A 13,614-nucleotide genomic window follows, 5' to 3' on the forward strand; every position below is an offset into this window, starting at 1 on the left:
TCAGCAGGCTAGACCTTCGGTCCCGGTCGCGGCACCGAGCACCAGCGACAGCACCTCGGCCGTCGCCGGACCGACGCCGAGTTGTACGGCGTGCGCGAGATCGGCCGCGGTGTCGACATCACGACGTACCGACTCGATGCCGGCCACCTCGATCGGGACCGCCCCGGACGCCTGGTGGGCCAGGGCGGAGCCGACGCCGAAGCGCGGATCCAGCGGTACGCCGGGAGCCGCCGCGAGCAACGTCGTACCGGTGCCGGGCTCGTCGACGACGAAGGAACGGGCTGCGGTACAGACCGCGAGCACGGCGGTGAGCTCGGCCGGACGGAGTGCGGGAAGATCCGCGGACAGTGCCGCGATGCCGTTGCCCGGGAACTCCGCAGCCGCCACAGTGGCTCCGTGCAGCAGCGCTTCGTTGAGTCCCGCGGCGGGCAGGTCCGGCACCACCCGGGCACCGGCCGCGGTCACGTCGGGGCCGACCTGCGGGTCGTCGGTGACGACCAGGACCGTGTGCACCAGGGGAGATCGGAGCGCGGCCGCAGTAGTGTCGACGGCGAAGGCACGGGCCAGCTCGGGACGGTGCTGAGGGTAGGCCGGAGCGAGCCGGCTCTTCGCGATCGCCGTACGCTTCACCGGGATCACCAGGGTCCAGGGAGCGACCTGTAGGTCTGCCATCAGGCAGGATTCTCCCATGACCGACGGCGCATTCGACCACCAGGAGGCAGCAGTGGACAGCAAGGGTGCCGATCCACGGCCGCCGCGCGGATTCTGGTTCGGCATCATCGTGGCAATCGTCAAACCGTTCATGATCGTGTTCACCAAGTGCCGGTTCAGCGGCCGGGAGAACATGCCGCGGCAGGGCGGCGTGGTGTACGTGCCGAACCACATCTCGCATTTCGACCCGGTGCTGCTCGGCTATTTCATCTGGGAGTGCCGGCGGATCCCGCGCTTCCTCGGCAAGGCGTCGGTCTTCAAGGTCCCGGTGCTCGGCAGCATTATCAGCGGGGCCGGGCAGATCCCGGTGTACCGCGAATCCGCGCAGGCCGCGGACGCTTTCCGGGACGCGGTCGCGGCGGTCGAACGCGGTGAGTGCGTGGGCGTTTACCCAGAGGGCACGATCACCCGAGATCCGGCGATGTGGCCGATGACCGGGAAGACCGGCGCGGCCCGGATCGCGCTGATGACCGGCTGCCCGGTGATCCCGGTCGCGAACTGGGGCGCCCAGGAGATCATCAAGTCCTACACCGGCAGGATCCGGATCCGGCTGCTGCCGCGGAAGACGCTGCTGGTGCGGGCCGGGAAGCCGGTCGACCTGAGCGCGTTCGAGGGCCGGCCGATCACCAACGAGCTGTTGCGCGAGGCAACCGAGGTGATCATGGCCCGGGTCGCCGAGACACTCGGCGAACTGCGCGGCGAGGAACCGCCCAAGGAACTCTTCGACTGGCGCAAAGCCCGACGTGAGGGGAAAGAATGACCGCACTGATGCCACGCCTCCGGCGCGGCGGGTCATCGGGCTTTAGCTCCCGTTCTTCCCTCGTCGCTCCGGTCGCTCCGGTCGCTACGCTCCCTGCGCTCCTCAGTCCAGAACGGGAGGCCCGATGACCAGGGTTGCGGTGTTCGGTGCCGGTAGTTGGGGTACGGCGTTCGCCACGGTGCTGGCGAATGCGGGGAACCAGGTGTCGGTGTGGGCCCGACGGGAGTCGCTCTGCGAGGTGATCAACACCCAGCACGAGAACGCCGAGTACCTGCCTGGGATCCGGCTGTCCGAGGCGATCACCGCGACCCACGACCCCGCCGCCGCGGCCGACGGGGCGGAGGCCGTCGTGCTCGCGGTGCCGTCGCAGTCCTTGCGGGACAACCTCGCGGACTGGGCCGGCGTCCTGCCGAACGCCGTACCGCTGGTCAGCCTGATGAAGGGTGTCGAGCTCGGTACGACGAAGCGGATGAGCGAGGTGATCGCCGAGCTCACCGGCGCCGGGCCGGAACGGATCGCGGTCGTCTCCGGGCCCAACCTGGCGCGCGAGATCGCGGAGGGCCAGCCGGCCGCGTCCGTCGTGGCCTGCGCGGACGAGGGGACCGCGGCACGATTGCAGAAGCTGTGCCACTCGCCGACGTTCCGCCCGTACACGAACAACGACGTGATCGGGTGCGAGCTCGGCGGCGCCTGCAAGAACGTGATCGCGCTGGCGGTCGGCATGGCCGTCGGCCTCGGCTTCGGCGACAACGCCCGAGCCTCGGTGATCACCCGCGGGCTGGCGGAGATCGCCCGGCTCGGTACGGCGCTGGGCGCGCAGGAGCACACGTTCTCCGGCCTCGCCGGGCTCGGCGACCTGGTCGCGACCTGCTCGTCGCCGTTGTCGCGCAACCGTACGTTCGGCGAGAAGCTCGGCCAGGGCATGTCGGTCGCGCAGATCCTGGAGGGCACCCGTCAGGTCGCCGAGGGGGTCAAGTCCTGCGCCTCGATCAGCGAACTCGCCCACCACCACGACGTCGAAATGCCGATCGCCGAACACGTGACCAAGGTCGTCGCCGGCGAGATGACCCCCAAGGACATGCTCTTCAGCCTGGTCTCCCGCTCAGCGAAGTCGGAGCGCTGGTGATCCCGGAGGCGTTCGCCAGGACGACGGTGGATCGTGAAGGCGCGGCCGGGCAGGCGTGGCTCGACGAGCTGCCGACGATCGTCGAGGACCTGCTCGACCGCTGGAGCCTCCAGCGGGACGGTGACGTACTGCACGGCCAGGTCGGCGTGGTGGTGCCGGTGGCGGGAGACGCCGTCTTGAAGGTGTCGTTCCCGCATCCGGGGAACGTGTACGAGCCGGACGCCTTCGAGGTGTGGGCCGGTCGTGGTGCCGTGCGGCTCTACGAGCGTGACGACGACCGGTACGCGATGCTCCTCGAACGGGCGCACGCCAGCACCATGGCCCAGCACGCTGCCCAGCACACGGCTGTGCACAGCGAAGGCGTCGCCGCGATCGCCGGTGACCTGCTCCGCCAGTTGACGATCCCGGCGCCGGACGGCTTGCCGCGGATGTCGGAGAAGGCTGCATGCTGGGCCGAGGACCTGGGCAAGGATGCTGCCGAGCTTGACCACCCGTTGCCCGATTCCGTCGTGGCCGGGGCGATGGCCGTCGTCGACGAACTGTGCCGCGAGCAGCCGGAGACCATGGTCCACGGCGACTTCCACCCGAACAACATCCTGCGGGCGGATCGCGAGCCCTGGCTGGCTGTCGATCCGAAGGGGTACGTCGGCGACCCGGCCTTCGACGCCGCGATCTTCCTGCGCACCCGCGCGTATCACCTGCTCCTCGGGGACGGTCTCGCCGTGGACGACCTGCTGCGGTATCTGCGGACCGAGCTGGAGCAGTTCGCCGAGGCCTCGGGTATCGAGGCCGACCGGATCCGGCGCTGGACGCAGCTGATCGCCGTACAGGCGTCGTTCTGGGGCCGCCGCAACGGCTTCGGCCGCGCCCGCGGCGGCAGCGAACTCGCCCGGGTGATCTCCCTGATCGACCAGGTCGCCATCGCCTGGGGCGAGTAGACGTGCAGCCCGACAGGAGATGTCGGCTCCTAGGACGCTAGCTGAGGGCGCTGTGGGTCAGGACCAGGGTGGCGGCGCCGAGGAGGGCTGCGTCGGGGCCGGCCTGGGACGGGACGACGTGCAGGTGGGTTGTGGCCAGGGGCAACGATCGGGCGTAGACGGTTTCGCGGAGGCCGGCCAGCAGGCTGTCGCCGGCCTGGGCGAGGGAGCCGCCGACGACGATGACCGACGGGTTGAGCAGGCTGACGGCCGCGGCCAGTACGGTCCCGATCTCGCGGCCGGCCTGGCGTACGGCGGTGGTCGCCTCGGTGTTGCCGGCCCGGACCAGGTCGACGATGTCCTGGCTGGTCTCGACGCCGAGCTTGGCCGCCAGCGCGGCCGCGGACGCGATCGCCTCCAGGCAGCCGGTGTTGCCGCACCGGCACACCTCGGTGTGCCCGGGGGCCTGGATGTGCCCGATGTCGCCGGCCGCCCCGCGCGCCCCGCGGTGCAGCCGGCCGCCGCTGATCACGCCCGCACCGATACCGGTGGCGACCTTCACGAACAGCAGGTGCTCGACGTCCGGGTACGCCGTCGCGTGTTCGCCGAGCGCCATGATGTTCACGTCGTTGTCGACCAGTACCGGCCCGGGCAGCGTCCGGCTCAACCGCCCGACGACGTCGTACGAGTCCCAGCCCGGCATGATCGGCGGATGGTTCGGCCGCCCGGTGCTGTGCTCGACGGGCCCCGGCAACCCGACCCCGGTCCCGGCCAGATCCGCCACGGACCGCCCCGCCGCCCGCAACAACGCCTGCCCCGCCGCGGCGACGGCGTCGAGCACGACCTCAGGTCCCTCGGCGATCGCCAGCGGCGTCGTCGACCGGTCCAGGATCGCGCCGGTCAGATCCGTGAGCGCCACCGAGAGATGCGTCGCGCCGACGTCCGCGGCGAGCACCAGCCGCGCGGTCGGGTTGAACCGGAACCGCGCCGGCGGCCGCCCGCCGGTCGAGGCAGCCTCGCCCGACGGTACGACGAGCCCGGTCGCGAGCAGCGCCTCGATCCGCCCGGTCACGGTCGATCGGGCCAGCCCGCTGAGCTCGATCAACTCGGCGCGCGTCCGCGGCTGCCCGTCCCGGAGCACCCGCAGCAGCGGGTCCGCCGTACCGAGATCGCTCATTCACCGGACTTTCGTCGTACAGGGCGTGGACTTTTGCTTGACAGGGTTCAAAAGGGTCCCATAGCGTCCTCGAACGTGTCCACCAGTGCGCGCAAGCTCAGGGTCGGGATCGTCGGCGGCGGATTCATGGGCCAGGTCCACGGGAGGTCGGCGCTGGTCTCCGGCGCGACTGTCGTGGGCGCCGTCGGATCGTCGCCCGCGAGAGCGGCAGCGGCCGCCGAGGCGACCGGGGCCGAGCGCGGGTTCGCGACCCTCGACGAACTGCTGGCCGCGGACGTCGACGTGGTTCACGTCTGTACGCCGAACAACACGCACCGCGAGGTGACGCTCAAGGCGCTCGAAGCCGGCAAGCACGTCGTCTGCGAGAAGCCGCTCGCCACCTCCGTGCAGGACGCCGGCGGACTGCAGGCGGCGGCAGCGGACGCGGGGCTCGTCGGCGCGGTCCCGTTCGTGTACCGCTACCACCCGATGGTCCGCGAGCTGCGGACCAAGATCGCGGCAGGCGAGGCGGGCGTGATTACCAGCCTGCACGGCTCGTACCTGCAGGACTGGCTGGCCGGTGCCGACGACCAGAACTGGCGCGTGGACGACACCACCGGCGGCCCGTCGCGGACGTTCGCGGACATCGGCTCGCACTGGTGCGACCTGACCGAGTTCGTCACCGGCGACCGGATCGCCGCGATCAGCGCCCAGCTCCGGACGGTACGGGCGCAGCGCGGCGGCGTCGAGGTGAAGACCGAGGACCTCGCCACCGCGCAGTTCCGGACCGAAGCCGGTGTGGTCGGGACGATCGTGGTCAGCCAGGTCGCGGCCGGCCGGAAGAACCGCCTGTACCTGGAGGTGTCCGGCACCGAGTCGAGCTTCGGGTTCGACCAGGAGGACCCGGACCGGCTGTGGGTCGGCCACCGCGCCGGGTCGCAGCTGCTGACCCGGGATCCCGAGACGCTGAGCCCGGACGCGGCGCGGGTGAACCGGCTGCCGGCCGGCCACGCGCAGGGGTACCAGGACGCGTTCGACTCGTTCGTCGCCGACAGCTACGCCGCCGTCCTGGGGGAGACCCCGGACGGTCTGCCCAATTTCGCCGCCGGAGCGCGGTCGGCCCGCGTGGTCGACGCCGTACTGCGCTCGGCCGCCAACGACTCTGCTTGGATCACCGTCGACAACTAGGAGCCCGTCAGATGCCTCGTCCGATCACTCTCTTCACCGGCCAGTGGGCCGACCTGCCGTTCGAGGAGGTCTGCCAGTTCGCGTCCGAGGCCGGGTACGACGGCGTCGAGATCGCCTGCTCCGGTGACCACTTCGACGTCCAGCAGGCCGTCGACGACGACTCGTACGTCCAGGGCCGCAAGGACATCCTGGAGAAGTACAACCTGCAGGTGTTCGCGATCTCCAACCACCTGGTGGGGCAGGCGGTCTGCGACAACCCGATCGACTTCCGGCACCAGGCGATCGTGCCGTCCCGGATCTGGGGCGACGGCGACGGCGAGGGTGTCCGGCAGCGCGCGGCGGAGGACCTGAAGAACACCGCCCGGGCGGCCAAGAAGCTCGGCGTGAAGACCGTCATCGGCTTCACCGGCTCGTCGATCTGGCAGTACGTCGCGATGTTCCCGCCGGTCCCGGCCGAGCGGATCGAGGCCGGCTACCAGGACTTCGCCGACCGCTGGAACCCGATCCTCGACGTGTTCGACGAGGAGGGCGTCCGGTTCGCGCACGAGGTGCACCCGTCGGAGATCGCGTACGACTACTGGACCACCACGTTCGCGCTGGAGGCGATCGGCCACCGGGAGGCGTTCGGCCTGAACTGGGACCCGTCGCACATGGTCTGGCAGGACATCGACCCGGTCGCGTTCCTCTGGGACTTCAAGGACCGGATCTACCACGTCGACTGCAAGGACACCAAGATGCGGGTCGGCGGCGGCCGCAACGGCCGGCTCGGCTCGCACCTGCCGTGGGCGGACCCGCGTCGTGGCTGGGACTTCTACTCCACCGGGCACGGCGACGTGAACTGGGAGGACTGCTTCCGGGTGCTGAACTCGATCGGCTACGACGGCCCGATCTCGGTGGAGTGGGAGGACGCCGGCATGGACCGCAAGATCGGCGCGGCGGAGGCGGTCAACGTGATCCGCAACCTGGCCTTCGACAAGCCGGCGGCCGCCTTCGACGCCGCCTTCGCGACCGACAAGTAGTACTCAGCGGTTGTCGCGACCTGCGACGAATCCCAGCGTGACCTGCGTGGCTGCGAGGACGGCGAACACGATCAGCGTCGTCCTCCAGCCGCCGGTCACCTGCGTCAGGTACCCGGCGACGACCGGACCGGCGGCGGCGAGCGTGTAGCCGACTGCCTGCGCCATCCCGGACAGTTGCGTGGTCTCGTGGTGCCCGCGCCCGCGCAGGCTGATCAGCGACAGCGCGGCGACCAGCCCGGCGCCTTGGCCGAGACCGCCGACGACCGCCCAGACGATCGCGAGCTGCGGCGCCACCAGGAGCCCGATCAGCGCCAGCAGGATCGGCGTACTCGCCGTCATCAGACCGGCCCGCTGGTTGGCCGGATGCTTCAGCAGGAACGGGATGCTGAGCCCGCCGATCAGCCCGAACACCTGGAACACGAACAGGTGCACGCCGGTGGCGCGCTCGGACACGCCGCCGGTCGAGATCTCGATCGTCGGCAGCCAGTTGACGAACAGGTAGAAGCTCGTCGACTGCAGCCCCATGAAGCCGGTCACCAGCCACGCCATCGGCTGCCGCCAGACACTCACCGGCGGCGTCCCCTCGTCGGTGGTTGCCGCCGGCATCGGCTCCGGCGAGAGCGTGCGCGGCAGCCAGACGATCGCTACCAGCAGCGCGAGACCGCCCCAGACCGCCAGCGACAACCGCCAGTCGACGGCGTCGGCGATCGGTACGGCGAGGATCGAGGCGATCGCGGCGCCGCCGGTGATGAACGCCGTGTAGATCCCGGTCGCCCGGGACACGTGCGCGGAGTAGTCGCGCTTGATGATCACCGGCACCAGCACGTTGCCGACGGCGATCGCGGCGCCGACCACCGCGGTCCCGATCCAGAGGCCGGCCTGGCCCGCATACGGGCGGACCGCGCTACTGGCGGCCAGCACGAGCAGCGAGACGAACACGGCCCGCTCCATCCCGAACCGCCGGGACGCCAGGTGCACCAGGGGAGAGGCGACCGCGAACGCGAGCAGCGGGAGCGTCCCGAGCAGACCCTGCGCGGCCTCACCGAGGTGCAGCGCGTCACCGATCCGCGGCAGCACCGGCCCGACGGCGGTCAGCGCCGGCCGCAGGCTCAGCGCGACCACGAAGGCGGTCGCTGTGACCAGCGACGACCGCTCTCGAGCCATGCGTTCGGTCAGCACTGCCACAACACACCTCTCCTGACACTTCTGTGTAGATGTCCGACATTTATATACTGTACGGCATGGACCCCTTGGTGCGGCAGGTGCCGCTCGTGCTGCAGGTGTCGGAGCAGTTCCGGGCCCGGATCGAGTCCGGCGACTGGCCGCGCGGTGCGCGGATCCCGGGCGAGCACCAGCTCGCCACGGAGCTGGGCGTCAGTCGCGGCACCGTGCGCGAGGCGTTGCGTTCGCTCAGCCTGACCGGGTTGCTCGAGCCGCGGGTCGGCGACGGGACGTACGTCCGCGCGACCAACGAGATCAGCGGCGTACTGGTCCGTGACGAGCTGTCCGCGTCGCTCACCGACGTGCTCGACGCGCGTGCCGGTATCGAGGCCGCGGCTGCCCGGCTGGCGGCTCGCAAGGCGACCCCGGAGAGCCTGGCGGGCCTGGAGGAGGTGCTGGAGGCTCGCGCCGCGACGCTCGAGTCGGGCGACCTGGACGCGTTCGTGGCGGTCGACACCGACTTCCACCGCAGCGTCGTGGTCGCGAGCGGGAACCCGCTGCTGCTCCGGCTGTACGACGCGCTGGCGGAGGTGATGACCGAGTCGATCCACCAGACCGCGACGATCCCGGAGGATCACCGCCTCGGCGATGCGCACGTCGACGTACTGGAGGCGATCCGGGCCGGGGATCCGGAGGCGGCGAGCCAGGCGTCCTACGCGTTGATCGAGACGGTCAAGCTGACGGGGTCCGGCCAGTAGTAGCGGAAGCAGGCCGGGGTGCCGTTCAGCCGGCGGGGTTCGCCGCCCGGCGGTGGGACGTCCTTGCGATCGCCACGGAGACCGCCGCGGGCTTCGTAGAACGCCTGCGCGGCGGTGTTCTGCTCGAGCACCCAGAGATACAGGCCGGTGGGTACGTCGGTGGCCGCGTGGGCGAGGAGCTTGGTGCCGATGCCCTGGCGCTTGAGCGGTGCGCGGACGTGCAGGTTGTCGACGAGTGCGCCGTACGTCGGGTCCGCGTCGAACACGACGTGTGCGAGCCCGATCAGCTGCCCGTCGTGCTCCGCTACCGTGGTGCGCGTGCCGTCGCGGTTCGCCAGCCGCTTCGCCCACATCGCGCCGAGGTACTCCGGCGACTCGTCGTCGAGGAACGCGTCCGCGTACGCGCCCCGGTAGTGCCGCCGCCAGCTGTCACCGTGCAGTTCGGCGACCGCGGCCGCGTCCTCCGGTCCCGCTACCCGAAAAGTCGTCACCGTCGGAGTTCTCCAGCTTCTGTCTTGGTTGCGAGCACGCGGGCGAACACGGCCAGTCCGGCGGCCAGGGCCGTGACGACGATGAACGAGATGGTCAGGCTGCTGGCCTGGGCGATGCCGCCGATGATCGAGGGGGCGACCAGCCCGGACGCGTAGGTGATCGTGGCGACGCCGGCGATCGCCTGGCTGGCATTGGCGCCGGTATGGCCGGCGGCCGCGAAGGCAAGAGGTACGACGACCGCGATCCCGATGCCGATCAGTCCGAAGCCGATCATCGCGACGACCGCGTTCGGCGAGACGACAACGAGCAACCCGCCGAGCGTCGCGACGACGCCGCTGCCCCGGACCGTCCGGACCGCGCCGAACCGGTCGACCACCGCGTCGCCGGTGAGCCTGGCGATCGCCATCGTCACCGCGAACCCGGTGGTCGCACCGGCCGCGATCCCGGCCGAGCTGTCCAGCACGTCACGCAGGTACACCGCGGACCAGTCGAGGCTCGCGCCCTCGGCGAAGACCGCGCAGAAGCCCACCGCGCCGATCAGCAGCGCCGACTTGGGCGGCAGCGCGAACCGCGCCGGCGGCTCCTCGTCCTCCTCGGGATGCACGTTCAGTACGAACTGGCAGACCACCAGCCCGGCGACGGTCAGTACGAGGGCGGCGATCGTGTGATGGACCTGCGCACTCAGATTCTTGTGTGCCGCGACCGTGCCGACCGCGGATCCGAGCAGTACGCCCGCACTCCAGAGGCCGTGCAGCCCGGACATGATCGACTTCTTCAGGCGCCGTTCGACCTCGACGCCGAGCGCGTTCATCGCCACGTCGGCCATCCCCGCCGTACCGCCGTAGATCAGCAACGCCGCGCACAGCGTCAGCAGGCCGGGTGCGAACGACGGCAGGATCAGCGCGAGCGTCCAGAGTGCGAGCAGTCCGCGGAGCGCGGTCCGGGTGCCGAACCGGTGGCTGACCCGGGCGGCGAGCGGCATCATCAGCGCGGCCCCGAGCGCCGGGAACGCGAGTGCCAGCCCGAGCTGCCCGGCGGACACCCCGGCGTGCTCCTGGATCCACGGCACCCGGGTCGCGAACGAACCGGTCACCGATCCGTGGACGCAGAAGACCGCGGCGACGGCGTACCGGGAGCGCTTGACGAGCGTGGTGTCATCTGTCACAAGTGAACACGCTATCTGTTTGAACGATCAGGCGGATGGTAGTTTTTTGCGCATGAGAAGTGCGGAACGGCACCAAGTGATCGTAGAACGCCTACGAGTCGTCGACCGAGTGTCGGTCCAGGAACTGGTCGAGGCCACCGAGGCGTCGGACATGACGGTCCGCCGCGATCTCGACTTCCTGGCCGCACAGGGTGTGCTGAAACGCGTCCACGGCGGCGCGGTGTCCGCGATGCCGTCCGGTCTCGAGCCGCCGCACTCGCTGCGTTCGCAGGCCGCCGTCGCCGCCAAGCAGGCGATCGCCCGCGCCGCGGTCGAGCACCTCCGCGACAGCGAGACCATCGTGCTGGACAGCGGTACGACGGCACTCGAGACCGCCAAGCTGCTGCACGACCGCGCGCTGACCGTCATGCCGCTCTCTTTGCACGTCGCGCACGAGCTGGCGGACGCGCCGCGGATCCGGCTGCTGATGCCGGGCGGCGAGGCGCGCAAGGGCGAGCTCTCGCTGGTCGGCCCGCTGACCGTTGCCTCGCTCCGGGCGCTCCGCTTCGACGCCGCCGTACTGAGCCCGTGCGCCTTCAGCCTCGACGCCGGGCTGACCGCCTTCGACCTGGGCGACGCCGAGGTCAAGCAGGAGGCGATGAACGTCGCCACCCGGACGATCGTGCTCGCCGACGGCGCCAAGTGGGACCGCGCCGCACTGGCCTTCGTCTGCCCGGCCGAACGCCCCGACCTGATCATCACCGACGACTCCGCACCCGAGGACCAACGAACTGTGCTCATCCAACGCGGCGCCCTCGTAGAGGTCGCGTCTTGACCACCACCGACGCACAACTTCAAACCGCACCACCGAGAGCCGCTCGGGTTGCCACCTGGCTGTACTTCGGGCTGAACGGGTTCGCGGTCGGCATGTGGGTGGTGCACATCCCGAGCATCGAGCAGGCGACCGGGATCACGCACAGCACGCTCGGGCTGCTCCTGCTGGTGCTCGGCGCCGCCGCGTTCACCGGTATGCAGGTCGCCGGGCCACTTGTCGACAAGCTCGGCCAGCGCCGGCTGGTCCCGGCGGCCGGGATCCTGCTCGGTGTCGCGCTCGCCGGTCCCGGCCTCGCCACGAACTGGTGGACCCTCGGGATCGCGCTGATCTTCATCGGCTTCGGCAACGGCTCGATCGACGTCGGGATGAACGCCCAGGCCGTGGTGGTCGAGCGCGGGTATCCACGGCCGATCATGGCCGCGTTCCACGCGATGTGGTCGATCGGCGGTGCGATCGCCGCGGTCGTCGGTGCGGCCACGTTGCGGGCCGGCGTACCGACCGAGGTCACACTCGCGCTGGCCGGCCTGATCTGCATCGTACTGTCGCTGATCGCCAGCCGATTCTTGCTGGAGGCAACCGAACCTCCCGAGGAGCACGACGAGGCGCCGCGGGACAAGCCGTCGGCGAAGCTGGTCTGGGCGCTCGGCGGGCTCGCCTTCGGGCTGATGCTGTCCGAGGGTGTCGCCAACGACTGGGCGGCCCTGCACTTCCGCGACGTCCTCGGTACGTCGGTCAGCACCGCTGCCTACGCGTATGGCGCGTTCGCGGTCGCGATGACCGTCGGACGCTTCCTCACCGACCGGGTGGCCGCCGTCGTCGGCCCGGCCGCGATCGTGCGCTGGGGCGCCGCGATGGCGGCGGTCGGCCTGACGCTGGTGATCGTGATCCCGTGGGTGCCCGTCGCGCTGGTCGGCTGGGCGGTCTTCGGCCTCGGCCTGGCCGGCGGCGTGCCGCAGTTGTTCACCGCCGCCGGCAACCTCGACCCGCGGTCCTCGGGCGCCCTGATGGCCCGCGTGGTCGGCCTCGGGTACGTCGGCCTGCTGGCCGGCCCGGCGCTGATCGGCGGGCTCGCGCACTGGATGCCGCTGAACATCGCGTTCGTGCTGCCGGTCGTGCTGTGCGTGCTGACGTTCCTCGGCGGACCGGTGCTCAAGAAGCGTTGAGGGCTTGGTCCAGGTCGTTCCAGAGGTCCTCGGGGTGCTCGATCCCGACGGACAGCCGGATCAGGTCCTCGGGGATGGTCGGCACCTCGATCGGCCAGCGCCGGCGGCGTTCGAGCAGCGACTCGACGCCGCCGAGGCTGGTGGCGTGTACCCAGAGGTTCGTGCTCTCGCAGACTTTCTGCGCGTACTCCGCGTCGCCGCCGAGCTCGATCGCGAGGATCGCGCCGAAGCCGGACATCTGCGCCGCGGCGCGGGCGTGACCGGGGTCGTCGGGCAGCCCGGGGTACCGGACCCGGCTGACCCGCGGGTGTCGCAGCAGCCGCTCGGCCAGGTACGCGGCGTTCGACTGCGCGCGTTCGAGCCGGAGCGCGAGCGTCCGCAGGCCGCGGAGCGCGAGCCAGGCGTCCATCGATCCGGGGATCGCGCCGAGGCTGCGGCGCCGCAGCTCGATCGCGGACCACAGGTCGTCGTCGGCGGTGACCACCGCGCCGAGGATCACGTCCGAGTGGCCGGCGATGAACTTGGTGGCCGAGTGCATCACCACGTCCGCGCCGAGCCGCAACGGCTGCTGGAGCAGGGGAGTGGCGAACGTGTTGTCGACGACCACGGTCGCGCCGGCGGCGTGCGCGGCCGCGGCGAGGGCCGGGATGTCGGCGACCTCCATCGCCGGGTTGGTCGGCGACTCGATCCACAGCAGGTCGGCGCCGTCGAGGTCGACCGCCTCGGTGTCCGCGATATCGGCCCGTACGACGCTGAGCCGGCCGGTCCCGGCGTACTGGTCGAGCAGCGCGAGGACGCCGGAGTACGCGTGCTGCGGCGCGACCACGCGACCGCCGACCGGGACCAGGTCGATCACCGCGGCGGCCGCGGCCATCCCGGAGGCGAAGCTCAGCGCGCGTCCGCCTTCGAGCTGACCGAGGGTGTCCTCGAGCGCGGACCAGGCGTCGTTGCCGAACCGCCCGTAGCCACGATCGCCGCCGGCGACGTACGTCGAGCTGAACACCGGTGACGGTCCGACGGGAGCGTTCGGCACGCGCTCCGGCCGTCCGGCGTGGACGACGACGGTGGACGGGTCGAGGTCAGGAGTCATAGCCGGATTGTCGCTGCCAACCTCCCGGCGCCGGTCGCCGGGTGGCAACAGGACACCCCGAACACCCGTCCCCGGCCCCGCCCACCGGCCCCGC

Annotated in this window: 14 protein-coding genes; 8 read left to right on the forward strand and 6 right to left on the reverse strand. The window is 71.0% G+C overall.

What is annotated here, in order from left to right:
* The gene (gene cofC, locus AB0M51_RS09450) at nucleotides 1-672 is read right to left on the reverse strand and encodes a 2-phospho-L-lactate guanylyltransferase (protein WP_344188233.1); all 672 of its coding nucleotides are present in this window, start codon (nucleotides 670-672) and stop codon (nucleotides 1-3) included.
* A gap of 16 nt (nucleotides 673-688) precedes the next feature.
* Here cofC and AB0M51_RS09455 point away from each other — a divergent pair, with 16 nt between their 5' ends.
* The 3 genes from AB0M51_RS09455 to AB0M51_RS09465 all read left to right on the forward strand — a co-directional run bounded on the left by AB0M51_RS09455 (nucleotide 689) and on the right by AB0M51_RS09465 (nucleotide 3,535).
* A complete protein-coding gene (locus tag AB0M51_RS09455; RefSeq protein WP_344188232.1) occupies nucleotides 689-1,471 on the forward strand; it encodes a lysophospholipid acyltransferase family protein in 783 nt (260 codons plus the stop codon).
* Between the two features lie 124 nt (nucleotides 1,472-1,595).
* Nucleotides 1,596-2,597, forward strand: coding sequence for an NAD(P)H-dependent glycerol-3-phosphate dehydrogenase (locus AB0M51_RS09460; RefSeq protein ID WP_344188231.1), 1,002 nt, complete (start codon nucleotides 1,596-1,598; stop codon nucleotides 2,595-2,597).
* The gene (locus tag AB0M51_RS09465) at nucleotides 2,594-3,535 is read left to right on the forward strand and encodes an aminoglycoside phosphotransferase family protein (RefSeq protein ID WP_344188230.1); all 942 of its coding nucleotides are present in this window, start codon (nucleotides 2,594-2,596) and stop codon (nucleotides 3,533-3,535) included. The genes AB0M51_RS09460 and AB0M51_RS09465 overlap by 4 nt, the downstream gene beginning before the upstream one ends.
* Before the next feature lie 37 nt (nucleotides 3,536-3,572).
* Here the strand turns inward: AB0M51_RS09465 and AB0M51_RS09470 are convergent, their stop codons facing one another.
* Entirely contained in the window at nucleotides 3,573-4,691 is a 1,119-nt protein-coding gene (locus AB0M51_RS09470; protein ID WP_344188229.1) for an ROK family protein, read from the reverse strand.
* 75 nt (nucleotides 4,692-4,766) lie between these two features.
* On the opposite strand from AB0M51_RS09470, the gene AB0M51_RS09475 reads away from it, so the two are divergent.
* Both AB0M51_RS09475 and AB0M51_RS09480 read left to right on the forward strand, forming a co-directional pair.
* Nucleotides 4,767-5,858 carry a Gfo/Idh/MocA family oxidoreductase gene (locus AB0M51_RS09475; RefSeq protein ID WP_344188228.1) on the forward strand — a complete coding sequence of 364 codons (1,092 nt, stop codon included), beginning with the start codon at nucleotides 4,767-4,769 and terminating at the stop codon, nucleotides 5,856-5,858.
* Between the two features lie 11 nt (nucleotides 5,859-5,869).
* Nucleotides 5,870-6,877, forward strand: coding sequence for a sugar phosphate isomerase/epimerase family protein (locus tag AB0M51_RS09480; protein ID WP_344188227.1), 1,008 nt, complete (start codon nucleotides 5,870-5,872; stop codon nucleotides 6,875-6,877).
* Nucleotides 6,878-6,880: 3 nt separating this feature from the next.
* Here AB0M51_RS09480 and AB0M51_RS09485 read toward each other — a convergent pair whose 3' ends face one another.
* Complete coding sequence (locus AB0M51_RS09485; protein WP_363748753.1) at nucleotides 6,881-8,062, reverse strand: MFS transporter; 1,182 nt, start codon at nucleotides 8,060-8,062, stop codon at nucleotides 6,881-6,883.
* A gap of 56 nt (nucleotides 8,063-8,118) precedes the next feature.
* On the opposite strand from AB0M51_RS09485, the gene AB0M51_RS09490 reads away from it, so the two are divergent.
* The gene (locus AB0M51_RS09490) at nucleotides 8,119-8,796 is read left to right on the forward strand and encodes an FCD domain-containing protein (RefSeq protein WP_344188225.1); all 678 of its coding nucleotides are present in this window, start codon (nucleotides 8,119-8,121) and stop codon (nucleotides 8,794-8,796) included.
* Here AB0M51_RS09490 and AB0M51_RS09495 read toward each other — a convergent pair.
* Both AB0M51_RS09495 and AB0M51_RS09500 read right to left on the reverse strand, forming a co-directional pair.
* Complete coding sequence (locus tag AB0M51_RS09495) at nucleotides 8,751-9,287, reverse strand: GNAT family N-acetyltransferase (RefSeq protein WP_344188223.1); 537 nt, start codon at nucleotides 9,285-9,287, stop codon at nucleotides 8,751-8,753. The genes AB0M51_RS09490 and AB0M51_RS09495 overlap by 46 nt on opposite strands.
* Entirely contained in the window at nucleotides 9,284-10,453 is a 1,170-nt protein-coding gene (locus AB0M51_RS09500; protein ID WP_344188222.1) for an MFS transporter, read from the reverse strand. Before AB0M51_RS09500 ends, AB0M51_RS09495 begins: the two co-directional genes overlap by 4 nt.
* 52 nt (nucleotides 10,454-10,505) lie before the next feature.
* Between AB0M51_RS09500 and AB0M51_RS09505 the strand changes: the two genes are divergently transcribed.
* Both AB0M51_RS09505 and AB0M51_RS09510 read left to right on the forward strand, forming a co-directional pair.
* The gene (locus tag AB0M51_RS09505; RefSeq protein ID WP_344188221.1) at nucleotides 10,506-11,267 is read left to right on the forward strand and encodes a DeoR/GlpR family DNA-binding transcription regulator; all 762 of its coding nucleotides are present in this window, start codon (nucleotides 10,506-10,508) and stop codon (nucleotides 11,265-11,267) included.
* Complete coding sequence (locus tag AB0M51_RS09510) at nucleotides 11,264-12,430, forward strand: MFS transporter (protein ID WP_344188220.1); 1,167 nt, start codon at nucleotides 11,264-11,266, stop codon at nucleotides 12,428-12,430. Before AB0M51_RS09505 ends, AB0M51_RS09510 begins: the two co-directional genes overlap by 4 nt.
* Here AB0M51_RS09510 and AB0M51_RS09515 read toward each other — a convergent pair.
* Nucleotides 12,417-13,520: a PLP-dependent transferase gene (locus AB0M51_RS09515; protein WP_344188219.1), complete on the reverse strand. Its 1,104-nt coding sequence runs from the start codon at nucleotides 13,518-13,520 to the stop codon at nucleotides 12,417-12,419. The two genes, AB0M51_RS09510 and AB0M51_RS09515, sit on opposite strands and share 14 nt — an antisense overlap.
* Nucleotides 13,521-13,614: the final 94 nt, after the last annotated feature.

Source organism: Kribbella sp. NPDC051137 (genome assembly GCF_040682535.1).
GTDB classification, from domain to species: domain Bacteria; phylum Actinomycetota; class Actinomycetes; order Propionibacteriales; family Kribbellaceae; genus Kribbella; species Kribbella karoonensis.